This window comes from Saccharothrix sp. NPDC042600, from assembly GCF_040647305.1.
Lineage (GTDB): Bacteria > Actinomycetota > Actinomycetes > Mycobacteriales > Pseudonocardiaceae > Actinosynnema > Actinosynnema mutabilis.
Genome location: NZ_JBEZBW010000024.1, coordinates 1 through 23,032 on the forward strand (window position 1 = coordinate 1; position 23,032 = coordinate 23,032).

Below are 23,032 nucleotides of genomic sequence, written 5' to 3' on the forward strand. Positions count from 1 at the left end.
GCCAAGAACCCCAAAGGGTGGTTGCCTCCGGCAGGCCGTACGGGGAACGAACCGACGCCCTTCCACCCCCGGGGGCCTGCCGCGCGGCGAGCGCCTCTTTTAGCTCTTCGCTTTCGCTTTCGATCTTTTCGCTCTCCGCTTCCGAGAGCGCGACCCACCCGCCGGCTAGTCTGGCTGGATGACCGACAACCACGTAGTCGTCATCACCACCACCGACCGCGAAGACGCCGCCACCACCCTCGCCCGAGCCCTGGTCGAACACCGCCTGGCCGCCTGCGTCCAGATCAGCTCCCCGGTCCGCAGCATCTACCGCTGGAACGATGAGATCCACGAGGACCGCGAGTGGCAACTCTGGATCAAAACCACCTACGACCGCCTCAACGACCTGACCGACTTCATCCAGGCCAACCACTCCTACGACACCCCCGAGGTCCTGGCGCTCCCCGTCCTGGCCGGCAGCCCCGACTACCTCACCTGGATCACCGAGCAGACCCGTTGAACCACCGAGCAGACCCGTTGAGCCACCGAGCAGACCCGCTGAGCCCCAACGCCCGAGCCACCAACGTCGCCGTGTGCACCGGCTCCACCCCGGCCCCCTGCCGCACCTGCGTCCGACAACTGAACCCGTCCGCCACCACGGCCGCACCCTCCGCGGCCCCTCCCTCCGCGGCCCCACCCTCCGCCGCCCCACGCACAGCCGGCAGCAACTCCAACTCCGCCACCGCCATCGACACGTCGTAGTGCCCCTTCTCGAACCCGAAGTTGCCCGCCAACCCACAACACCCGGACACCATCGACGCGCTCACCCCGGCCCGCTCCAACAACTCCCGATCGGCAGCCGTCCCCGACTCCGCGTACTGGTGACAGTGCGGCTGGACCACCGCAGACCCTTTACCGGACAACGGTTCCAACAACGGCGACACATGCTCGGCGAACGTGCGCACCGACCGCGCCAACCGCCTCACCTCCGGATCATCACCCGCCACCTCCAACGCGTCCGACCGCAGGAACGCCGTACAACTCGGCTCCAACCCGACCACCGGCACGTTCGCCCGCGTCCACGGCCGCAACACCCGCGCCGTCCGCCGGACAACCCGACGCGCCACATCCAGTTGCCCGGTCGAGAACCACGTCAACCCGCAGCACACCGCCCGACGCGGCACCTCCGCCGCCTGCCCCACATGCCCGAGCACAGCCGCCGCGTCATGCCCGATCCCGGGCTCGAAGAAGTTCGTGAACGTGTCCGGGAACAGCAACACCCGATCACCTTCACCACCACCACCACCGAACGTCCGCTGGAACGTGCGCCGAGCGGGCGTCGGCAACGGCCGCTCCGCCGCCACCCCGGCGAACCGGGCGAACCGCGCCGTCACCCCGTTGACCAGCCCCATCCGCAGCCACAGCGGCAACCACCCCATCGAGTAGTGCGACAACGGCCGCACCCGCCGCTTGTAGTGGTGGTGCAGGAACTCCGCCTTGTACGTCGCCATGTCCACGTCCACCGGGCAGTCCCGCTTGCACCCCTTGCACCCCAGGCACAGGTCCAGCGCGTCCCGCACCTCCTCCGAGCGCCACCCGCCGCGCACGACCTGTCCGCCCAGCATTTCGAACAGCAATCGCGCCCGCCCCCGCGTCGAGTGCTTCTCCTCCCGCGTCACCCGGTAGCTCGGGCACATCACGCCGCCAGACGTGTTCAGGCACTTCCCCACCCCGACACACCGCCGCGTCGCCGCCGCCAGGTCACCGCCGTCGGCACGCAGCGCCAGGGCGGCCCGCGTCGGGATCACCGGGGGAGCGACCACCACCCGCAGGTCGGCATCCAACGGCAACGGGTCCACCACCCGCCCCGGGTTCATCAGGTTGTCCGGGTCGAACGCCCGCTTGAACCGCCCGAACGCCTCGATCGCGGCCTTCGGGTACATCCGGGTCAACAACTCCGACCGAGCCTGCCCGTCACCGTGTTCCCCGGACAACGACCCGCCATGCGCCACAACCAGGTCAGCCGCCGCCTCCAAGAACTCCCTATACCCCCTGGCCCCGCCAGATCCGCTCCCGAGATCAAAGTCGATGCGGACGTGCAGACACCCCTCCCCGAAGTGCCCGTACGTCACGCCCCGCCGCCCATGACCAGCCAACAGCGCGTCGAACGAACGCAAGTACGCCCCGAGCCGATCCGGCGGCACCGCCGCGTCCTCCCACCCCGACCAGGCCTCGCTGCCATCGGCCATCCGGGTGGCCAACCCGGCCCCGTCCTCCCGCACCCGCCACAGCGCCCGCTGCCGAGCCGGGTCGGTGACCACCACCGAGTGCGGGGCCAGCGCCGCCGCCGCGTGCGCGCTCTCCTCGTCGGCGGTCTCGACGAACAACCAGCTCACCCCGCGCGGCAGCAGGAACCGCGAGTCACCCGCCGCTTCCGCCAACTTCACATCGATGCCCTCGACGGCCAACACCGGCAGCGAACGCACCATCGGCGCGTGGTCGGCAGCGTCATAGGGCCCGTCGAACCCGAGCACGGCGAGCACCCGTCGCTCCGGCGCGTCCACCAGCTTCAGGGAAGCGCCGAGCACGGTCACGCACGTGCCCTCGGTGCCCACCAGCGCCCGGGTCAGGTCGGGCAGGGCGTCCAGCCGGTACCCCGACACCCGGCGGTCCAGCGCGGGGAACCACGACGGGTCCACCGGGGGCAGGTCCAGCGCCGGCGGCGTCCGGGTGTCGAACCGCCGGCCGTCGGGCAGCAGCACGTCGAGCCCGGCCACGTTGTCGCTGGTCTTGCCCCACGCCACCGAGTGCGCGCCGCACGCGTCGTTGCCGATCATGCCGCCGACCGTGCACCGCGAGTGCGTCGACGGGTCCGGCCCGAACACCAGGCCGAACGGGCGGGCGGCGGCGTTGAGCCGGTCCAGCACCACGCCCGGCTGCACGACGGCCACCCGGGCGTCGGGGTCGATCGAGATCACCCGGTCGAGGTACCGGGAGAAGTCGATGACCAGCCCCGACCCGGCCGAGTTGCCCGCGACCGAGGTCCCCGCGCCCCGGTTGGTGATCGGCACGCCGAACTCCGCGGCGACCCCGACCGCCGCCACCACCGCGTCCACCGTCCGGGGGCGCACGACCACGCGCGGCACGTGCCGGTAGTTGGAGGCGTCCACCGAGTACAGCGCGCGGGTGGCGGGGTCGGCGAGGACGTCGCCGTCGACGGCGACACGCAGTTGTTCCACGAAACCGGTCACGCGGCCGATTGTGATCCACCCCGGCCCGTGGTGGGCTACCTGGCGGTAGGGGATAGCCTCGCCCCGCACCAACCAGCAGCGATGGGAGCAGGGCGTGTCGAGGTCCGTACTGGTCACCGGCGGGAACCGGGGAATCGGTCTGGCGATCGCGCAGGCGTTCGCCGCACAGGGCGACAAGGTCGCCGTGACCCACCGGGGCTCGGGCTCCCCCGAGGGCCTGCTCGGCGTCAAGTGCGACGTCACCGCCGCCGCCGAGGTGGACGCCGCGTTCGCCGAGGTCGAGGCCGCGCACGGCCCGGTCGAGGTGCTGGTCGCCAACGCCGGCATCACCGACGACACCCTGTTGCTGCGGATGACCGACGAGCAGTTCACCCGCGTCCTGGACGCCAACCTGACCGGCGCGTTCCGGGTGGCGCAGCGCGCGTCCAAGGGCATGCTGCGCAAGCGCTACGGCCGGATCGTGTTCATCTCCTCCGTCGTGGGCCTGATGGGCAGCGCGGGCCAGGTCAACTACGCGGCCAGCAAGGCGGGCCTGGTGGGCGTGGCGCGCTCCATCGCCCGCGAGCTGGGTTCGCGCAACATCACCGCGAACGTCGTCGCGCCCGGCTTCATCACCACGGACATGACCGACGCGCTGCCCGAGGAGCGCCGCAAGCAGATCCTCGCCCAGGTGCCCGCCGGCCGGTACGGCACCACCGAGGAGATCGCGTCCGCCGTCACGTTCCTGGCCTCCGACGCCGCCGCCTACATCACCGGCGCGGTGCTGCCGGTCGACGGCGGCCTCGGCATGGGCCACTGACCCACCCCCTTTCGCACAACTTCCGGAGGAAACACACGTGACGGGTCTGCTCGAAGGCAAGCGGCTGCTGGTCACCGGGGTGATCACCGACGCGTCGATCGCCTTCCACGTGGCCAAGGTCGCCCAGGAGCAGGGCGCCCAGGTGGTGCTCACCGGGTTCGGCCGGCTGAGCCTGGTGGAGCGGATCGCGAAGCGGCTCCCGCGGCCCGCGCCCGTGGTCGAGCTGGACGTGCAGAACCAGGAGCACCTGGACACCCTCGCCGACCGCGTCCGCGAGCACGTGGACGGCCTGGACGGCGTCGTGCACGCCATCGGCTACGCCCCGCCGTCGTGCCTGGGCGCGCCGTTCATGGACGCGCCGTGGGAGGACGTCGCCACCGCGATGCACGTCTCGGCCTACTCGTACAAGTCGCTGGTCCAGGCCACGCTGCCGCTGCTGGGCCGGGGCGCGTCGGTCGTGGGCCTGGACTTCGACGCCCGCCAGGCGTGGCCCGCCTACAACTGGATGGGCGCGGCGAAGGCGGCGTTCGAGTCGATCAACCGCTACCTGGCCCGCGACCTGGGCCCGCAGGGCATCCGGGTGAACCTGGTCTCGGCCGGCCCGGTGCGCACGATGGCGGCGAAGTCCATCCCGGGCTTCGCGGACCTGGAGGCGATGTGGGGCGAGAAGGCCCCGCTGGGCTGGGACGTCAACGACCCGACGCCGGTCGCGCAGTCGGTGTGCGGCCTGCTGTCCGACTGGTTCCCGGCCACCACCGGCTCCATGGTCTTCGTGGACGGCGGCGTGCACTTCCTCGGGCTGTAGTCAGACCGGCCCAGACCGGTCCGGGATTCGCCCGACCGGGTCGGCGTGCGGTTGATCACGCCGACCCGGTTGTGCACCGTCCAGCGGGCAGCGCGAGGATGGGCCCGTGAGTTACGACGCGCTGCTCTGGCTGTCCTTCGGGGGACCGGAAGGGCCGGAAGACGTACGGCCCTTCCTGGAGAACGTGACGCGGGGCCGCGGTGTCCCGCCGGAACGGTTGGACGAGGTCGAGCAGCACTACCTGCACTTCAGCGGCGTGTCGCCGATCAACCGGCTCAACCGCGAGGCCATCGCCGCCGTGGAGCCGCTGGTGGACCTGCCGGTCTACTTCGGCAACCGCAACTGGCACCCGCTGGTCGAGGACACCCTGGCCGAGATGAAGGCCGCCGGGGTGCGGCGGGCGCTGGTGTTCCCGACCAGCGCCTACGGCGGCTACTCGGCCTGCCGGCAGTACGACGAGGACATCCTGCGCGCCCGCGCCGCCGTCCCCGACGCACCCGAACTGGTGAAGCTGCGGCAGTTCTTCGACCACCCGCTGTTCATCGAGTCCTTCGCGGAGTCGGTCCGGGTGGCGGGCGAGGCGTTCGAGGACTACCGGCTCGTGTTCACCGCGCACTCGGTGCCGGTGTCCGCGGACAAGGCCGCCGGGCCGCCGGCCGAGGGCGGGCACCGGTACTCCCGGCAGGTCGAGGAGGCGTCGCGGCTGGTGGCCTCCGCCCTGTCGATCGCCGAGTACGACGTGGTGTGGCAGTCGCGGTCCGGGCCGCCGCAGATCCCGTGGCTGGAGCCGGACATCGTGGACCACGTCGAGGCGTTGCACGCCAAGGGCGTCGCCAACGTCGTCGTGTGCCCGATCGGGTTCGTCAGCGATCACCTGGAAGTGGTGTGGGACCTCGACACCGAGGCCCGGGACCGCGCCGCCGAGCTGGGCATGGGGTTCGCGCGGGCGGCCACGCCCAACGGCGACCCCCGGTTCGCGCGGTTGGTGGCCGAGCTGGTGGCGGAGATGACCTCCGGCGTCCCCGCGCGCAAGTTGTCGTCCTTCACCGCCGCCGGGTGCACGGTGAACGGGGAGCCGTGCGCGCCGCTGTGCTGCGAGCCCGCGAAGAGGCCGGCGCGGTGAGCGCGGAGACCGGCGCGACCAGTGTGGACTTCGCCTGGTCGCCGCGGCCGTCGGACTGGCGGCACGCGCTGCGCACGGCCGTTCCGCTCTACCGGTGGGCTCCGTGGTTCGGGTTGGCGCTGGGCGTGTTCGGCGCGGTGGTTCTGGCGATGGGCATGACGTGGGCCGGCGTGTTCGGCTTGGCGCTGGCTGTGATCATCGTCGCACTGGTGCCCATCGGCACCGCGGTCAACTTCCACAACCACCCGTTGGCGGCCAAGACCGTCACCGGGTCGGCGGACGCGCACTCGCTGCGCATGTCGGTGGGGGAGGCGGCGCGCAGCGAGGTGGACTGGTCGGACCTGCCGGGCTGGTCGGAGACCGGCGGCGTGTTCGTGCTGAAGACCGCGACGACCGCCATGTACGCCGTGCCGCACCGGGCGTTCACCGGTTCGGACGACGTCGACCGGTTCCGCTCCCTCCTGGTGGACCACGTCGGTCCGGCCGCCTGAGCCGGCCGGCTCACCGGATTGTCGGGGGGCGCGCGTAGTGTTGAGTGCCGTGTCCTGTGCGAGTGCGACGATGGTCGTGTGGACGTCCGCCTGGCTGAACGGCTCGGCGGCGGCCGACGACGTCCTGGACGCCCTGGGGTTCTGGGCGGAGCTGCACGAGGTGGTCGCCGACGACGACGGCACCGCCACCGCCCTCGACCTGCCGGGGCCGGACGAGTCGCCGGTGGGCGCCGCCCTGTTGCTGGCGGCCCTGCGGCGGGCGTCGGTCCGCACGGCGCGGCTGGTGCTGCCGGTCGCCGGTGACGTCCGGGGCCTGGGCGGGCGCGGTCCGCTCAGCGCCGGCGCCCTGCGCGCGGGGCAGGCGGTCGTGCTGCCCGAGGTCGGCGTCGGGCTGGTGCCGCGCCTGGTCGCCGAGGGCGTGCTGCGCTGGACGGTGTTCGACCTGCCCACCGCGACCCCGTCCGAGCACGTGCCGATCGGCGAGGCCGAGCACGGCCTGGCGTCGGCGATGCGCGAGGCGGCCACGGCGCTGGTGACCCTCGACGTCGCCCGCCACCGGCCGAACGTGCGCGAGGAGATCGCCGAACTGTCCAACCTGCACACCAAGCTGCGCTGGCCGTCGGGCATGCCGCCGCGCGCGTTGCGGGTGCTGCAGCGGGCGGCCGAGGTCGCGGCGATCCTCCAGGTGGCCGCGTCGGACGCCCCGGGCGGAGCCGTGTCGGCCTCCGCGCAGGCCGCGCGCGACGAGGCGCTGCGGCCGTTGTCGGAGGCGGTCCGGCGGGCGCGGCACGCGGCGGTCGACGAAGCGGTGCGCGTGCTGTCCGACCAAGCGGCTGGACGGCACTAGTCCTTCCGCGCGTCCGCCTGGGCTTTTCGGTCGCGCGCCATTCCGGTGCACCATCCCGACACTCGTCTAACGGTCCGTGAACAACCCCTGGTAACGGGCTCGTAACCGGCGCAGTCGCGCACGCACTGTGAATGAACCCCTCGTCAACGTGATGTGTCGTGGGTTACGGTATTTCTGGGAGCGCTCCCAGTCCTCATCCCCGGTTCCGGCTCACCGTTGAGCGCGGACACCCATCTGGGAGCGTTCCCAGACGACGATTTGCTCGCAAGGAGGCGATGCATGAGTCCGCGCACATTCCTCCGGTCCCGCAAGACGGCCGGAGCGATGGCGATGGTGTCGGTGGCCGCCATGTCCGCGGCGGCGGTCGTGGCCGGAGGCACCACCGCCAGCGCCGCGCCCGGTTGCCGGGTCGACTACACCATCACGAGCCAGTGGCAGGGCGGTTTCGGGGCCACTGTCACGGTCACCAACCTCGGGGACGCGATCTCCGGCGGCTGGACGTTGGACTGGGACTTCGCCGCGGGGCAGACGGTCCAGCAGGGGTGGAACGGCCGGTTCAGCCAGTCGGGCGCCAAGGTGACGGTCCGCAACCCCGAGTGGTCGGCGGCGCTGGGCACCGGCGCCTCGGTCACCCCGGGCTTCAACGGGTCCTGGAACGGCTCGAACCCGAAGCCGACCCAGTTCCGGTTGAACGGGACGGTCTGCACCGGCACGGTGACGACCACGACCACGACCACCACCACGACGACGACCACGACCACGACGACCACCGACACGAACCCGAACCCGGGTACGCGGGTGGACAACCCGTACGTGGGCGCCGGCGTGTACGTCAACCCGCAGTGGCAGCGGCAGGCCGCCGCCGAGCCGGGTGGTTCGCGCGTCGCCAACCAGCCGACCGGCGTCTGGATGGACCGGATCAGCGCGATCGACGGCAACGGCTCGCCGACCACCGGCAGCATGGGCCTGGCCGACCACCTGAACGAGGCGGAGCGCCAGCGCGCCGCGTCGCCGACCGGTGAGCTGGTCTTCCAGGTCGTCATCTACAACCTGCCCGGTCGCGACTGCGCGGCGCTGGCGTCCAACGGCGAGCTGAAGGCCGACGAACTGCCGCGCTACAAGGCCGAGTACATCGACAAGATCGCGGGCATCCTGGCCCGGCCGGAGTACGCGCGGCTGCGGATCGTGGCGGTCATCGAGATCGACTCGCTGCCCAACCTGGTCACCAACGTCACGCCGCGGGCGACGGCCACGCCCAACTGCGACGTGATGAAGCAGAACCAGAACTACCAGAACGGCGTGGCGTACGCGGTGTCCAAGCTCGGCGACATCCCGAACGTCTACAACTACCTCGACTCCGGCCACCACGGCTGGATCGGGTGGGGCGACACCGTTCCCGAGTACGACAACTTCTTCGCCTCGGCGAAGATGATGGCCTCGATCCTGGGCCGCGAGGGCGCGACCAAGTCCGACGTGCACGGCTTCATCACCAACACGGCGAACTACTCCGCGCTGGAGGAGCCGTACTGGACGGTGGACGACGTGGTCGGCGGCCAGCAGGTGAAGCAGGCTTCCAAGTGGGTCGACTGGAACGACTTCAACGGTGAGCTGGGCTTCGCCACGGCGATGCGGGCCGAACTGGTCAAGCAGGGCTTCGACAGCGGCATCGGCATGCTGATCGACACGTCCCGCAACGGCTGGGGCGGCGCGAACCGCCCGACCGGCAAGTCGACCTCGACCAACGCGGCCGAGTACGTCGACCAGTCCCGCATCGACCGCCGCTTCCAGAAGGGCAACTGGTGCAACCAGGCCGGTGCGGGCCTCGGCGAGCGCCCGAAGGCCGCGCCGAAGCCGAACATCGACGCCTACGTCTGGATCAAGCCGCCGGGCGAGTCCGACGGCGCGAGCACGGAGATCCCGAACAACGAGGGCAAGGGCTTCGACCGGATGTGCGACCCGACGTACACCGGCAACCCGCGCAACGGCAACAACATGTCGGGCGCGCTGCCCAACGCGCCGCTCTCGGGCCACTGGTTCTCGGCCCAGTTCCAGGAGCTGATGCGCAACGCCTACCCGCCGCTGTCCTGACGGGTTGAGCGATCTCCCGTGGGCGGTGTCCTCCAGGCACCGCCCACGGGCTATAACGGGGGCGTGACCGACGACCGCACGAACTGGTGGCTGGGCCTCGCCCAATCGCTCAACGCCCGCGTCTACGACACCAAGCGCGACCCGGTGGAGCGGGTCGTGTGGGCGGACATCAGCGCGGGCGCGCTCGACATCGCCCTCGACTCGGGCGGTCTCGACGAGCGCGAGGTCACCCTCCGGCTCATCTCCCTCTGCCACAACGCCGCGGCCCTCGCCGACCCACCTGCCAGCCTCGACCCGGACACCCTGGCCCGCCGCGGCCTGGCCCTGATCCCGCTGGCCCGCGACGAGGCGGTGCGCCGGGCGGCGAACTGGCGCGAGCGCCCGATCGAGGAGATCCGGATACTGCGCACCGCCAAGAACGTCGCCGGCCGCCTCGACCTCATCGCCGACCACATCCGCGACCCCGACCTCCAGCGCGAGGTCCGAGCCTGGGTGGCGGTCCGCGACCAACTGCCATGACCTCGGAAGTTCGGCTGTGGGCGAACAGGGAGCCGTTCTGGAGGAACTCCACGTCGACACGGTCGTGTGGACTTGCGTAGCGTCGAACGGGTGACGATCGGACTCCCCAAGACCGCGGGTGAGCTGAGGACCGCCGGGTACCTGCCGCGCAGCGTCAAGGTCGAGCTGCGGGACAACCTGGTGGCCGCCCTGCGGGAGAAGCGGAACCCCTGGCCCGGCATCGTCGGGTTCGAGCGGACCGTGTTGCCGCAGCTCGAACGGGCCATCCTCGCGGGGCACGACGTGGTGTTGCTCGGGGAGCGGGGGCAGGGCAAGACGCGGCTGCTGCGCACCCTGGTGACCCTGCTCGACGAGTGGACCCCGGTGATCGAGGGCGCGGAGCTGCACGAGCACCCGCTGGACCCCATCACCCCCGAGTCCAAGCGGCGCGCGCGCGAGCTGGGGGACGACCTCCCGGTCGCCTGGAAGCACCGGGACGAGCGGTTCGCCGAGAAGCTCGCCACGCCCGACACCAGCGTCGGCGACCTGGTCGGCGACGTGGACCCGGTCAAGGTCGCCCAGGGGCGCAGCCTCGGCGACCCCGAGACGATCCACTACGGCCTGCTCCCGCGCAGCCACCGCGGCATCATCGCGGTCAACGAGCTGCCCGACCTCGCCGAGCGCATCCAGGTCTCGCTGCTCAACGTGATGGAGGAGCGCGACATCCAGATCCGCGGCTACACGCTGCGCCTCCCGCTGGACGTCCTGCTCGTCGCCACCGCCAACCCCGAGGACTACACCAACCGCGGCCGGATCATCACCCCGCTCAAGGACCGCTTCGGCGCGGAGATCCGCACGCACTACCCGCTGGAGGTCGCCGCCGAGGTGGACCTGGTGCGCCAGGAGGCGAACCTGGTCGCGGAGGTCGGCGACCACCTGCTGGAGGTCATCGCCCGGTTCGTCCGCCACCTGCGCGAGTCCTCCGCGATCGACCAGCGCTCCGGCGTCTCGGCGCGGTTCGCGGTGGCGGCGGCCGAGACGGTCGCCGCGAGCGCCCTGCGGCGCGGCGCGCTGATCGGCGAGTCCCCGGCCATCGCGCGGCCGGTGGACCTGGAGTCCGTCCCGGCCGTGCTGCGCGGCAAGCTGGAGTTCGAGGCCGGCGAGGAGGGGCGCGAGCAGGAGGTGCTGACCCACCTGCTGCGGCGCTCGATCGCCGACACCGCGCGCTCGGCGTTCGCCGGGCTGAACCTGCGCCCGCTGGCCGAGCTGGTCTCCGACGGCCACCCGGTGGCCACCGGCGAACGCGTCCACGCGGGCGACCTGCTGGCCGCGCTGCCCGAGCTGCCGCTGCTGCACGAGGTCGCCAAGCGGGTCGGCGCGGGGCCGAAGGACCCGGTGGGCCGCATCGCCTCCGCCGTCGAGCTGGCGCTGGAGTCGCTCTACCTCACCCGGCAGCTGTCCAAGGACGACGACGACGACCGATCGGTGTACGGATGACCGGTTACCGCTACGGCCGGTACGTCGACGGCCCGGACCCGCTGGCCCCGCCCACCGACCTGCGGGCGGCGATGGACGAGCTGGGCCGCGAGGTCATGGAGGGCGCGTCGCCGGAGTCGGCGCTGCGCGAGCTGCTGCGCCGGGGCCTGCCCGGTCAGCGCGGGCTGGACGACCTGACCTCCCGGCTGTGGCAGCGCCGCGCGGCCATCCAGCGCCGGCACCGCCTCGACGGCACGCTCCAGGAGATCCGGCGGCTGCTGGAACGGGCGCTGGAGGCCGAACGGGCCGCGCTGTTCCCCGACCCGGACGACGAGGCGCGGTTCCGCGAGGCGCAGTTGGACGCGTTGCCGCAGGGCACGGCGGCGGCGGTCCGCGAGCTGGCCGAGTACGACTGGCGGTCCCCGCAGGCCCGCGAGGCCTACGAGCAGATCCAGAACATGCTCGGCAAGGAGCTGCTCGACCAGCGGTTCCAGGGCATGAAGCAGGCCATGCAGAACGTCCAACCGCAGGACGTCGAGCGCATCAAGGACATGCTCAACGACCTGAACGGGCTCCTCGCCGCGCACGCCCAGGGCCAGGACACGCCCGAGCAGTTCCAGGACTTCATGCGCAAGCACGGCGAGTTCTTCCCGGAGAACCCGCGCGACGTCGAGGAGCTGATCGACGCGCTGGCGGCCCGGTCGGCGGCGGCGCAGCGCATGATGAACTCGATGACCGAGGAGCAGCGGCAGGAGCTGAACGCCCTGTCGCAGCAGGCTTTCGGCAACTCCGGCATCGGGCGGCAACTGTCCACCCTGGACTCGCTCCTCCAGGGGCTGCGGCCCGGCGAGGACTGGACCGGCTCGGCCCGCTTCCGCGGCAACCAGCCGCTGGGCCTGGGCGAGGGCGCGCAGGCCATGGCCGACCTCGCCGAGCTGGACGCGCTGGCCGAGCAGCTCGCCCAGTCCTACCCCGGCGCGCGGCTGGAGGACATCGACCTGGAGGCCCTGGTCCGCCAGCTCGGCGACGAGGCCGGGGTGGACGCGCGGCGGCTGGCCGAGCTGGAACGCGAGCTGCGGCAGCAGAACCTGCTCGAACGCGCGCCCGACGGCTCGCTGCGGCTGACCCCGAAAGCGTTGCGGCGCTTGGGGGAGACCGCGCTGCGCGGGGTGATCGACAGCGTCCGGGCGCAGGGTCGGCGGGACAACACGCGGGCCGGCGCGGCGGGCGAGCTGCTCGGCAGCACCCGGCCGTGGGAGTTCGGCGACACCGAGCCGTGGAACGTCCCCCGGACGGTCACCAACGCGGTGCTGCGCGGCGGGACCGGCGAGATCGGCCTGGACGTCGTGGACGTCGAGGTCAGCGAGACCGAGCAGCGGTCGCGGGCGGCGGTCGCGCTGTGCGTGGACACGTCGTGGTCGATGGTGCAGGACGGCCGGTGGGTGCCGATGAAGCGCACCGCCCTGGCCCTGCACCACCTGGTCCGCACCCGGTTCCGCACGGACGCGTTGCAGCTCATCACGTTCGGCCGGCACGCCGAGGCCGTCGACATCGGGCAGCTCACCGCGTTGGAGGGCGTCTGGGAGCAGGGCACGAACCTGCACCACGCGCTGCTGCTCGCGTCCCGGCACGTCCGCCGCCACCCCGACGCCCAGCCCGTGGTGCTGGTGGTGACCGACGGCGAGCCGACCGCGCACCTGGAGGCCGATGGCGAGGCCGAGTTCTTCTACCCGCCGCGGCCGCGCACGCTGGCCAAGACGATCGCCGAGGTGGACGGCCTGGCCAAGCTGGGCGCGGCGATCACGGTGTTCCGGCTGGGCGACGACCCGCGGCTGGCCCGGTTCGTGGACATGGTCGCCCGGCGCAGCGGTGGCCGCGTGGTCGCGCCCGATGAGGACGGCCTGGGCGCGGCCGTGGTCAGCGACTACCTCCGGTCGCGCCGCCGGCGGTGATGCAACCCCCGGTGCTGTCGCTTCCGTCCTGGGAGCGACAGCACAAACGGGAGGTCGTGACGTGATTCGGGTCGTACCCGCGGTCCTGCTGGCGGTGGCGCTGGGCGGCTGCGCCGGCGCGGAACCGGGCACCCCGCCGCCGGCGTCGCCGACCACGACGTCCGCCGCGCCGGACGCGCGGGTCAACGACCCCGCGCTGCAGGCCGCCGCGCAGGCGTTGGAGCCGCTGTTGCAGTCGAAGTTCCGGGGCACCTACTCCGGGCTTGAGGTGGACAGCGCGAAGGGGGCCGTCGTGGTCCACCGGGTGCCCGACGAGGCGTTGGACGACGCCGCCCGCGCGGCCGCGCCGGACGTGCGGCTGGAGTTCGTGGACGCCGCGTACCCGCTGGCGAAGATGGAAGACGTGGTCGAACGGCTCAACGCCGACGCCGACCACTGGAAGGCCCAGGGCGTGCAGCTCACGACGTGGGGACCCGCGCCCGACGGGTCGGGCGTGAACGTCACGACCGTCGCGGGCGAGGTGGACCGGGCCAAGCTGGTCGAGCGGTACGGCGACATCATCCGCGTGACGCGGGCCGACTTCCCCGTCCCGGTGCCGAAGTCGATCCCGGCCACGCCGACGCGGTGACCAGTCCGGACGATCACGGAAAGTTTCGTTGAAGTTTCGTTCTGTAACGGATAGGCTGAACCTTGCTCTGGGAGCGCTCCCAGGATCCGCCGTCGAATCCTTCGGAGAACGGAGGCCCTTCCATGCGCGTGCGCAGTTCCTCCAGGTCCGTCCGCCCGCGGAACGTCATCGCACTGGTCGTCGGCATGTTCGCCTGCTTGGTCGTCTGGGCCCCGACGGCCTCGGCGCACGGCACGATCGTCGGTCCGCCGACCCGTGCCTACCAGTGCTGGCAGACGTGGGGCAGCCAACACACCAACCCGGCCATGCAGCAGCAGGACCCCATGTGCTGGCAAGCCTTCCAGGCCAACGCCGACACCATGTGGAACTGGATGAGCGCGTTGCGGGACGGCCTGCGCGGCAACTTCCAGGGTTCCACGCCGGACGGGCAGCTGTGCAGCAACGCGTTGTCCCGCAACAACGCCCTGAACACGCCCGGGGCGTGGAAGACGACCAACGTCGGCAGCAACTTCACGATGCGGCTGTACGACCAGGCCAGCCACGGCGCGGACTACTTCCGGGTCTACATCAGCAAGAACGGGTTCGACCCGACCACGCAGCGCCTCGGTTGGGGCAACCTGGACTTCGTCCTCCAGACCGGCCGGTACGCCCCCGCCAAGGACATCTCGTTCAACGTCCAGACCAACGGCACCTACCGGGGACGCCACGTGGTGTTCACGATCTGGCAGGCCTCGCACCTGGACCAGACCTACATGTGGTGCAGTGACGTGAACTTCGGCTAGCGGTGCGGCCCGGCGTCGATCCCGGCGCCGGGCCTCGTCCGCGGGTCCACCGGCTCCGGAGTCGCCGACGCGGTGAGGTAGTCGGCGGGGGAGAAGTCCTTGATGCGCTTGGTCATCCGCACCGTGGACCAGGGCCACAGCGTGCTGTTGCGGCCGTTCTTGTCGATGTAGTAGCTCATGCAGCCGCCCGCGTTGTAGACGGTGGTCCGCAGGGCTTCCTGGACCTCGGTGTTGAACACCTCCTGCACCGGCCGCCGCACCTCGACGCTGTGCCACCCGTTGCGGCGCATGGTCCTCAGCGCGTCGAGCAGGTAGCGGAGCTGGGCCTCGACGATGGTGAACGCCGACGAGTGGCCGGTGCCGAGGTTGGGGCCGAGCAGCAGGAACAGGTTCGGGAAGCCGTGCACGGCGGTGCCCAGGTAGGCCTGCGGGCTGCCCTGCCACACCTCGTCCAGGCTGCGGCCGTCCGCGCCGTAGACGTGCCTGGCCACCGGCGGGTCGCTGAAGTGGAAGCCGGTGCCGAGGATGATCGCGTCCACCTCACGCCGGGTGCCGTCCCGCGCGATGACCTCGTTGCCCTCGACGCGGGCGATGGCCTGGGCGAGGACTTCGACGTTCGGCCTGGTCAGCGCGGGGTAGTAGGTGTTGGACATGAGCAGGCGCTTGCAGCCCAGGACGAAGTCCGGGGTCAGCGCCGCACGGAGTTGCGGGTCCTTGACCGACCGGTGCAGGTTCCACAGACCGGCCTTCTGGACGACCTGCATGACCTTCGGGTGGCGGAACGCGAAGCTGAACACCTCCAGGCCGCCGTAGAACGCGTTGCGGTACCACCGTTGGGTGATCGGAAGGTACCGGAAGAGTGCTCGTTCGATCCACGGCATGCGGTGGTCCACTTTGGGCAGCACCCACGGCGCGGTGCGCTGGAACAGGTGGAGTGCAGCCACTTTCGGCTGGATCCTGGGCACGAACTGGATCGCGCTGGCTCCCGTGCCGACGACCGCGACCCGTTTGCCGGTCAGGTCGTAGTCGTAGTTCCAGCGCGAGGAGTGGAAGATCTCGCCGGGGAAGTCCGCTAGGCCGGGCAGGTCGGGCAGGAGCGGTTCGTGCCACGGTCCCGTGCCCGAGACCAGCACGCGGGCCGTGTAGTGGCCGTTCGAGGTGGCGACCTGCCAGTGCTCGCCGTCCCAGCGCGCCTCGGTGACCGCGGTGTCGAACCGGATCAGCGGCGTGAGCCCGAACTCCGCCGAGGTCCGTTCCAGGTAGGCCCGGATCTCGGGCTGCTCGGCGAACACGCGGCCCCAGTCGGGGTTGGGCGCGAACGAGTACGAGTACAGCGACGACGGGATGTCGCACGCGCAACCCGGGTAGGTGTTGTCCCGCCAGGTCCCGCCGACCGAGCCGCCCTTCTCCAGGACGAGCAGGTCGAACCCGGCCTCCTTGAGCTTGATGGCCGCCCCGATGCCCGAGGCTCCCGCACCCACCACCAGAACGTCCACCGTCATCATGGATACCGACGGTATTTCGATACCGGTGGTCTGTCAACGTAGGCTGAACGGGTGCCCAGACTGACCCGCGCCGAAAGCCAGGCCCGGACCCGCGACCTGCTCACCGACACCGCCCAGCGCCTGTTCCTGCGCGACGGCTACCACGCCACGTCGCTGGACAAGGTCGCCGAGGCGGCCGGCTTCTCCAAGGGCGCGGTGTACTCGAACTTCCGCAACAAGGACGAGTTGTGCCTGGTCGTGCTCGACCGGCTCTACGCGGAGCGGATCGCCGAGATCGGCAAGGCGTTCTCCGGCGGGACGCTGGAGGAGCGGTTCCGGGCGTTCGAGGAGTACGCGGAGGGCATGCTGGGTGACGCGCCGCGGACCCAGTTCGAGGTCGAGTTCGCGTTGCAGGCGCGGCAGAACCGGGAGCTGCAAGCCGACCTGGGGCGGCGGGACGTGCTGGTGGTGACGGCCCTGGAGCGGCTGGTGCAGTCCCAAGTGGACGAGTTCGGGCTCCGGCCGTTGCTGCCGGCCCGGGAGCTGGCGCGGACGCTGCTCAGCCTGGGCATCGGGCTGGGGGTGCAGCGGTTCGTGGTGCAGGACGTCCTGCCGGTGCGGGTCCTGACCGACACCGTGCGGGTCCTGCTGGGGATCGGGCGCGAGACCTGAGATCTACTCCTGGTCCTCCTTGTCGGTGGTCCTGACCTCGCGGTTCGTCGACGCCAGCGCCGCCTCGGTGGCCGCGTCGGGCTTGACCCGGTGCTTGCCGGGCCTGGTGATGGAGAAGTGGGCCTCGTCCCGCATCCGCTCCACCATGTGCGGGTAGTGCAGCTCGAACGCCGGCCGCTCGGACCGGATGCGGGGCAGCTCGGTGAAGTTGTGCCGGGGCGGCGGGGACGACGTGGCCCACTCCAGCGAGTTGCCGAAGCCCCAGGGGTCGTCGCGGTCGGCCGGGTCGCCGAACCGGTAGCTGCGGAACACGTTCCACACGAACGGCAGCACCGACGCGCCCAGCACGAACGCGCCGATCGTGGAGATGGTGTTCATCGTGGTGAAGCCGTCGTCGGGCAGGTAGTCCGCGTACCGGCGGGGGAAGCCGATGTTGCCCAGCCAGTGCTGGATCAGGAAGGTCAGGTGGAAGCCGATGAACGTGGTCCAGAAGTGCAGCTTGCCCAGCGGCTCGTTGAGCATCCGGCCGGTCATCTTCGGGAACCAGAAGTAGATGCCCGCGTAGGTGGCGAACACGATGGTGCCGAACAGGACGTAGTGGAAGTGGGCGACCACGAAGTAGGTGTCGGTGACGTGGAAGTCCAGCGGCGGTGACGCCAGGAGGATGCCGGTCAGTCCGCCGAGCAGGAACGTGATCAGGAAGCCGATGCTGAACAGCATCGGCGTCTCGAACGACAGTTGCCCCCGCCACATGGTGCCGATCCAGTTGAAGAACTTGATGCCGGTCGGCACGGCGATCAGGAACGTCATGAGCGAGAAGAACGGCAGCAGCACCGCGCCTGTGGCGAACATGTGGTGCGCCCACACGGCCACCGACAACGCGGCGATGGCGAACGTGGCGAACACCAGTCCCTTGTAGCCGAACAGCGGTTTGCGGCTGAACACCGGGAAGATCTCGCTCACGATCCCGAAGAAGGGCAGCGCGACGATGTAGACCTCGGGGTGGCCGAAGAACCAGAACAGGTGCTGCCACAGGATCACGCCGCCGTTGGCCGGGTCGAACACGTGCGCGCCGAGGTGCCGGTCGGCGGCCAGGCCCATCAGGGCGGCGGTCAGGATCGGGAACGCCAGCAGGATCAGGATGCTCGTGACGAAGATGTTCCAGGTGAAGATCGGCATCCGGAACATCGTCATGCCCGGCGCGCGCAGGCAGCACACCGTGGTCACCATGTTCACGCCGCCGAGGATGGTGCCCAGGCCACCCACGGTCAGGCCCATGATCCACAGGTCCGCGCCGACGCCGGGGGAGTGGACGGCCGAGGTCAGCGGCGTGTAGGCGGTCCAGCCGAAGTCCGCCGCGCCGCCGGGGGTCATGAAGCTGGCCACGACCATCGTGCCGCCGAACAGGAACAGCCAGTACGAGAAGGCGTTGAGGCGGGGGAACGCGACGTCCGGCGCGCCGATCTGCAACGGCAGGATGTAGTTGGCGAAGCCGAACAGGATCGGCGTCGCGTAGAGCAGCAACATGATCGTGCCGTGCATGGTGAACAGCTGGTTGTACTGCTCGTTGGACAGGAACTGCAGCCCCGGCCGGGCCAGCTCGCCCCGGATCAGCAGCGCCATCAGGCCGCCGATCATGAAGAACGCGAACGACGTGACCAGGTAGAGCAGCCCGATCTGCTTCGGGTCGGTGGTCTTGAACAGCGCGAGCAGCGCGGCGCCCTTGGGCCGTCGCCGGGCGGCGCCCGGATGGGTGATGACGGGTTCCGGCTTGAGCGCGGTCATGACCGCCTCCCTCGTCCGACGGTGTCCCGGGAGCCACGCTCATGGTCCACCCGCCGGGGCGCTCCGGCAATCGCTCAGCCGGGCAGCTGTTCCGCCGCCTCACCCGGTTGAGCGGGTTCGACCTGCTGCGTCAGGTGCGCCGACGCCCGTTCGAGGAACCTGAGCAGCTCGACCGGGAAGGGCAGGACCAGGGTCGAGTTCTTCTCCGCCGCCACCTCCACGATGGTCTGGAGCAGCCGGAGCTGGAGCGCGGCGGGCGTGTCCGCCATCCGGGCCGCCGCCTCCGACAGCTTCAGCGACGCCTGCAGTTCGCCGTCGGCGGTGATGATGCGGGCCCGCCGCTCGCGCTCGGCCTCCGCCTGCCGCGACATCGACCGCTTCATGCTCTCCGGCAGGGCGACGTCCTTGATCTCCACCCGGTCGATGTCGATGCCCCACGACACGGCCGGGTTGTCGATCATCAGCTCCAGGCCCTGGTTGAGCCGCTCGCGGTTGGAGAGCAGGTCGTCCAGCTCGCTCTTGCCGATGATCGAGCGCAGGGAGGTCTGCGCGACCTGGAGCATGGCGAACCGGTAGTCCTCGACGTTGACGACGGCCCGCACCGGGTCGACGACCTTGAAGTAGACGACGGCGTCCACCCGCACGGTGACGTTGTCGCGGGTGATGCCGTCCTGCGCGGGGATGGGCATCGTGACGATCTGGAGGTTCACCTTCTTGAGCCGGTCCACGCCCGGCACGATCATGGTCAACCCCGGCCCGCGCAGCTTCTGCCGCACCCGGCCGAACCGGAACACCAGGCCTTGCTCGAACTGCTTGACCACCCGGGCCGAGGACGCCAGACCCAGCGCGGCCAGTCCGAGGACGCCGATGACGATGTCGAGGATCATCGCGATCATCTCCCACGACCATCTCCCACGGCCCAGGGTACGCCCGCGGGTCCCGCCAGGCGGACGTCCGCTTGAGCGGTCGGGTTAGGGTCGATCCCATGCAGACCTGGTCATCGATCCCAGTCCCGCGCCTCGCGGGGGAGCCGCGCCCGCTGCGGCTGTACGACACGGCCACCGGCGAGGTCCGACCCACCGCCCCCGGTGACACCGCCAGGCTGTACGTCTGCGGCATCACGCCCTACGACGCGACCCACCTGGGCCACGCCGCGACCTACCTGACGTTCGACCTGGTGCACCGGGTGTGGCTGGACAACGGCCACGACGTGCACTACGTGCAGAACGTCACCGACATCGACGACCCGCTGCTGGAGCGGGCCGAGCGCGACCAGGACGACTGGGTGGTCCTGGCCATGCGCGAGACGGCGCTGTTCCGCGAGGACATGGTGGCCCTGCGCGTCCTGCCGCCGCGCCAGTACATCGGCGCCGTCGAGGCGATCCCCGAGGTGGTGGAGGCCGTGGCGAAGCTGCTCGCCGACGGCGCCGCCTACCGGGTGGACGACCCGGAGCACCCGGACGTGTACTTCGACCACACGGCGACCGGGCGGTTCGGCTACGAGTCGAACTACGACCAGGAGACGATGGCGAAGTACTTCGCCGAACGCGGCGGCGACCCGGACCGCCCGGGCAAGCGGCACCCGCTGGACGCCCTGCTGTGGCGGATGGCCCGGCCGGGTGAGCCGTCGTGGCCGTCGGAGCTGGGCGACGGGCGTCCGGGCTGGCACATCGAGTGCAGCGCGATCGCGTTGAACCGCCTGGGCGCGGGCTTCGACGTGCAGGGCGGCGGCTCGGACCTGATCTTCCCGCACCACGAGTTCAGCTCCGCGCACGCCGAGGCGCTGACCGGCGAGCACCCGTTCGCGCGGCACTACGTGCACGCGGGGATGATCGGGTTGGACGGCGAGAAGATGTCCAAGTCGCGCGGCAACCTGGTGTTCGTGTCGAAGCTGCGGGCGCAGAAGGTGGACCCGAACGCGATCCGCCTGGCACTGCTGGCCGGCCACTACCGCAGCGACCGGCCGTGGAGCGACGACCTGCTGGCCGGCGCGGTCGAGCGCTTGGGCACGTGGCGTCGGGCGGCGGCGCTGTCGACCGGTCCTTCGGCGGCCGAGACGGTCGCGCGCCTGCGCGACCACCTTGGTGACGACCTGGACACGCCGAAGGCGTTGGCGGCTCTGGACGCGTGGGCGGACGCGGCCTTGTCCTCGGGCGGTTCGGACGCGGCGGCCCCCGGGTTGTTCCGCGACGCCGTGGACGCTCTGCTGGGCGTGGAGCTGTAGCTCTCCCCTGTAGTTCCCCGCGTGGTCGGGTGGCGCGGCCGGTGCCACCCCGATCCGCGCACCGCGAGGCCCTCGCGACCGTCGTCCCGCGCGCCGCTGACCCGGCGGTCCCGGGTGCGCACTTCCGGCCCGTCCCGCCGCGCTCCCTGTTCACGGGACGCGCGAGGGGCGCGAATCGGGCCCGGGACGACGAAACACGATCGGGTGATCCTGGTTCCAGCCGCGTCCGGTGATCATCCTACACCGGCCACGACCTGCGGAAAGGCCGCCCGCGCGAGGAGCGGACGGCCTTTCCGGGTCGAGCTGGCTCAGGTCACGCGTCGAGCGTCCAGGAGTCGATGCGGCCCGTGTCGATGGCCGCCTGGTCGCGGACGCGCAGCTTCCACGTGCCGGCGGCCGTCTCCGCGGAGGCGTTCACCGTGTACGTGCGGTTGATGTTGTCGGCGCTGCCGCCCGAGCGGTTGTGCAGGTTGTAGACCGTGCCGTCCGGCGCCACCAGGTCGACGATCAGGTCGCCGATGTAGGTGTGCACGATCGCCACCGTCACCTGCGTGGTCGCCGAGGCGTTGCCCGCGCAGGTCAGCGCGATCGGGCTGTTGACGTCGGAGAAGTCGCCGATCGCCACGTCGGTCCCGTTGGTCACGGGGTCGCAGCCGGTGCCGGGCTCGCGGATCGTCCACGTGAACGAAGCGCTACCGGTGCGCGACGCCGAGTCCGTCACGGTCACGGTCACGTTGTAGGTGCCGGCGGTGGTCGGGGTGCCCGAGACCGTGCCGTTCGACGCGCCGGTCAGGCCCGGGGGCAGGCCGGTGAAGGAGAACGTGTACGGCGCGGTGCCGCCGGACGCGGTGACGGTCAGGTTGACCGCGGTGCCCACGGTGCCGGTCTGGTTGCCCGGGTTGTTGACCGTCGGGCCGCTGGGGGTGCCGGTGCCGACGAACAGCAGCTTGTTGGCCGAACCGGTGCCCGGGCTGGTGATCTTGTCCGACGTCGCCGCGTTGACCAGCGCGGTCTGGACGGCCGACGGGGTCGCCGACGGGTTGTCCGCCAGGTACAGCGCCGCCGCGCCCGCCACGTGCGGCGAGGCCATCGACGTGCCGGAGATCGTGTTGGTCGCCGAGTCGCTGGTGTGCCACGCCGAGGTGATGTTGTTGCCCGGCGCGAAGATGTCGGTGCAGGTGCCGAAGTTCGAGAACGACGCCCGCGCGTCGGTGTTCGTGGACGCGTTGGTGCTGATCGCCTCGGCCACGCGCGCCGGCGAGTAGTTGCACGCGTTGGCGTTGGAGTTGCCCGACGCGACCGCGTAGGTGATGCCGGAGGCGATGGAGTTGCGCACCGCGTTGTCCAGCGTGGTGTCCACGCCGCCGCCCAGCGACATGTTCGCCACGGCCGGCTTGACGGCGTTCTGGGTCACCCAGTTCACGCCGTTGACCACACCCGCGGTGGTGCCCGAACCCTGGCAGTTGAGCACCTTCACCGCGATGAGCTTGACCTCCTTGGCCACGCCGTGAGCGGTACCGCCGACCGTGCCCGCCACGTGGGTGCCGTGGCCGTTGCAGTCGGTGTTGTTGCTGTCGACGGTGTTGGTGCCCCAGGTGGCGCGTCCGCCGAAGTCGGCGTGGGTGGTCCGGATGCCGGTGTCGATGATGTAGGCGCGGACGTTGCTCGCGGTGTTGGGGTAGGTGTAGCTGTTGTCCAGCGGCAGGTTGCGCTGGTCGATGCGGTCCAGGCCCCACGAGGGCGGGTTGGTCTGCGTGCCCGTGGCCTGCACGGGCAGGTCGGCCTGCACGTACTGCACGCGCGGGTCGGCGGCGAGGCGGCGCGCCTGGGTGGCGGACAGGCCGGTCGCGTGGAAGCCGTTGAGGGCGTGCTGCCAGGCCACCTGGACCTTGCCGCCGTACTTGCCGACCAGGGCGCCGGCGGTGTCGGCGGACGCGGCGCGCGGCGAGGCGCTGTCGCGCAGGACCACCACGTACGAGCCGGCGATCGCGTCGGCGCGGTCCGCAGCCAGCACGTCGGCTTCGGCCGCGGCCACACCGGCGGTGCTGAACGCGAGGGCCATGGCGGATATGCCGGCCAGACCGAGGACGGCCATTCTTCTGGTTGTGCGGGCGTCTCCCATGACAGGGTTCTCCCTAAGGGCAGGGT

19 protein-coding genes are annotated in these 23,032 nt (G+C 71.1%); 14 read left to right on the top strand and 5 right to left on the bottom strand.

Features of this window, described 5'->3' with window-relative positions:
• The first annotated feature begins 178 nt into the window (after positions 1 to 178).
• Positions 179 to 499 (top strand): divalent-cation tolerance protein CutA, encoded by a 321-nt coding sequence (cutA, locus tag AB0A74_RS17365; protein ID WP_358250468.1) that lies wholly within the window; start codon positions 179 to 181, stop codon positions 497 to 499.
• Here the strand turns inward: cutA and AB0A74_RS17370 are convergent.
• Positions 480 to 3,230 (bottom strand): FAD-linked oxidase C-terminal domain-containing protein, encoded by a 2,751-nt coding sequence (locus tag AB0A74_RS17370; RefSeq protein ID WP_358250470.1) that lies wholly within the window; start codon positions 3,228 to 3,230, stop codon positions 480 to 482. The two genes, cutA and AB0A74_RS17370, sit on opposite strands and share 20 nt — an antisense overlap.
• Positions 3,231 to 3,324: 94 nt before the next feature.
• Here AB0A74_RS17370 and fabG point away from each other — a divergent pair, with 94 nt between their 5' ends.
• The 11 genes from fabG (at position 3,325) to AB0A74_RS17425 (ending at position 14,719) form a co-directional block, all read left to right on the top strand.
• Complete coding sequence (gene fabG / locus AB0A74_RS17375) at positions 3,325 to 4,029, top strand: 3-oxoacyl-[acyl-carrier-protein] reductase (protein WP_358250472.1); 705 nt, start codon at positions 3,325 to 3,327, stop codon at positions 4,027 to 4,029.
• 37 nt (positions 4,030 to 4,066) lie between these two features.
• Complete coding sequence (gene fabI / locus AB0A74_RS17380; protein ID WP_358250474.1) at positions 4,067 to 4,834, top strand: enoyl-ACP reductase FabI; 768 nt, start codon at positions 4,067 to 4,069, stop codon at positions 4,832 to 4,834.
• 106 nt (positions 4,835 to 4,940) lie between these two features.
• The gene (locus tag AB0A74_RS17385) at positions 4,941 to 5,957 is read left to right on the top strand and encodes a ferrochelatase (protein WP_358250476.1); all 1,017 of its coding nucleotides are present in this window, start codon (positions 4,941 to 4,943) and stop codon (positions 5,955 to 5,957) included.
• Positions 5,912 to 6,448, top strand: coding sequence for a YcxB family protein (locus AB0A74_RS17390; protein ID WP_358250478.1), 537 nt, complete (start codon positions 5,912 to 5,914; stop codon positions 6,446 to 6,448). The genes AB0A74_RS17385 and AB0A74_RS17390 overlap by 46 nt, the downstream gene beginning before the upstream one ends.
• 49 nt (positions 6,449 to 6,497) lie before the next feature.
• A complete protein-coding gene (locus AB0A74_RS17395; protein WP_358250480.1) occupies positions 6,498 to 7,295 on the top strand; it encodes a hypothetical protein in 798 nt (265 codons plus the stop codon).
• Between the two features lie 279 nt (positions 7,296 to 7,574).
• Positions 7,575 to 9,383 (top strand): glycoside hydrolase family 6 protein, encoded by a 1,809-nt coding sequence (locus AB0A74_RS17400; RefSeq protein ID WP_358250482.1) that lies wholly within the window; start codon positions 7,575 to 7,577, stop codon positions 9,381 to 9,383.
• Positions 9,384 to 9,446: 63 nt separating this feature from the next.
• Positions 9,447 to 9,902 carry a hypothetical protein gene (locus AB0A74_RS17405; RefSeq protein ID WP_358250484.1) on the top strand — a complete coding sequence of 152 codons (456 nt, stop codon included), beginning with the start codon at positions 9,447 to 9,449 and terminating at the stop codon, positions 9,900 to 9,902.
• A gap of 90 nt (positions 9,903 to 9,992) precedes the next feature.
• Complete coding sequence (locus AB0A74_RS17410) at positions 9,993 to 11,378, top strand: sigma 54-interacting transcriptional regulator (protein ID WP_358250486.1); 1,386 nt, start codon at positions 9,993 to 9,995, stop codon at positions 11,376 to 11,378.
• Positions 11,375 to 13,309, top strand: a complete 1,935-nt coding sequence (locus AB0A74_RS17415; protein ID WP_358250488.1) for a VWA domain-containing protein — start codon at positions 11,375 to 11,377, stop codon at positions 13,307 to 13,309. Before AB0A74_RS17410 ends, AB0A74_RS17415 begins: the two co-directional genes overlap by 4 nt.
• Positions 13,310 to 13,370: 61 nt before the next feature.
• On the top strand, positions 13,371 to 13,937 hold the full coding sequence (locus AB0A74_RS17420; protein WP_358250490.1) for a hypothetical protein: 567 nt from the start codon (positions 13,371 to 13,373) through the stop codon (positions 13,935 to 13,937).
• Between the two features lie 122 nt (positions 13,938 to 14,059).
• Complete coding sequence (locus AB0A74_RS17425) at positions 14,060 to 14,719, top strand: lytic polysaccharide monooxygenase (RefSeq protein WP_358250492.1); 660 nt, start codon at positions 14,060 to 14,062, stop codon at positions 14,717 to 14,719.
• Here the strand turns inward: AB0A74_RS17425 and AB0A74_RS17430 are convergent.
• Positions 14,716 to 16,224, bottom strand: coding sequence for an NAD(P)/FAD-dependent oxidoreductase (locus AB0A74_RS17430; RefSeq protein WP_358250494.1), 1,509 nt, complete (start codon positions 16,222 to 16,224; stop codon positions 14,716 to 14,718). The genes AB0A74_RS17425 and AB0A74_RS17430 overlap by 4 nt on opposite strands.
• Positions 16,225 to 16,275: 51 nt before the next feature.
• Between AB0A74_RS17430 and AB0A74_RS17435 the strand changes: the two genes are divergently transcribed.
• Positions 16,276 to 16,875, top strand: a complete 600-nt coding sequence (locus AB0A74_RS17435; RefSeq protein ID WP_358250496.1) for a TetR/AcrR family transcriptional regulator — start codon at positions 16,276 to 16,278, stop codon at positions 16,873 to 16,875.
• Between the two features lie 3 nt (positions 16,876 to 16,878).
• Here the strand turns inward: AB0A74_RS17435 and ctaD are convergent, their stop codons facing one another.
• Together ctaD and AB0A74_RS17445 are read right to left on the bottom strand one after the other, a co-directional pair.
• Positions 16,879 to 18,660 carry a cytochrome c oxidase subunit I gene (ctaD, locus tag AB0A74_RS17440; RefSeq protein WP_358250498.1) on the bottom strand — a complete coding sequence of 594 codons (1,782 nt, stop codon included), beginning with the start codon at positions 18,658 to 18,660 and terminating at the stop codon, positions 16,879 to 16,881.
• A 74-nt stretch (positions 18,661 to 18,734) separates the two neighbouring features.
• The gene (locus AB0A74_RS17445; protein ID WP_358250621.1) at positions 18,735 to 19,547 is read right to left on the bottom strand and encodes an SPFH domain-containing protein; all 813 of its coding nucleotides are present in this window, start codon (positions 19,545 to 19,547) and stop codon (positions 18,735 to 18,737) included.
• A gap of 98 nt (positions 19,548 to 19,645) precedes the next feature.
• Here AB0A74_RS17445 and mshC point away from each other — a divergent pair, with 98 nt between their 5' ends.
• On the top strand, positions 19,646 to 20,884 hold the full coding sequence (gene mshC, locus AB0A74_RS17450) for a cysteine--1-D-myo-inosityl 2-amino-2-deoxy-alpha-D-glucopyranoside ligase (protein ID WP_358250500.1): 1,239 nt from the start codon (positions 19,646 to 19,648) through the stop codon (positions 20,882 to 20,884).
• 313 nt (positions 20,885 to 21,197) lie between these two features.
• Here the strand turns inward: mshC and AB0A74_RS17455 are convergent, their stop codons facing one another.
• Positions 21,198 to 22,979, bottom strand: coding sequence for a S8 family serine peptidase (locus tag AB0A74_RS17455; protein ID WP_358250502.1), 1,782 nt, complete (start codon positions 22,977 to 22,979; stop codon positions 21,198 to 21,200).
• Between the last annotated feature and the right edge of the window lie 53 nt (positions 22,980 to 23,032).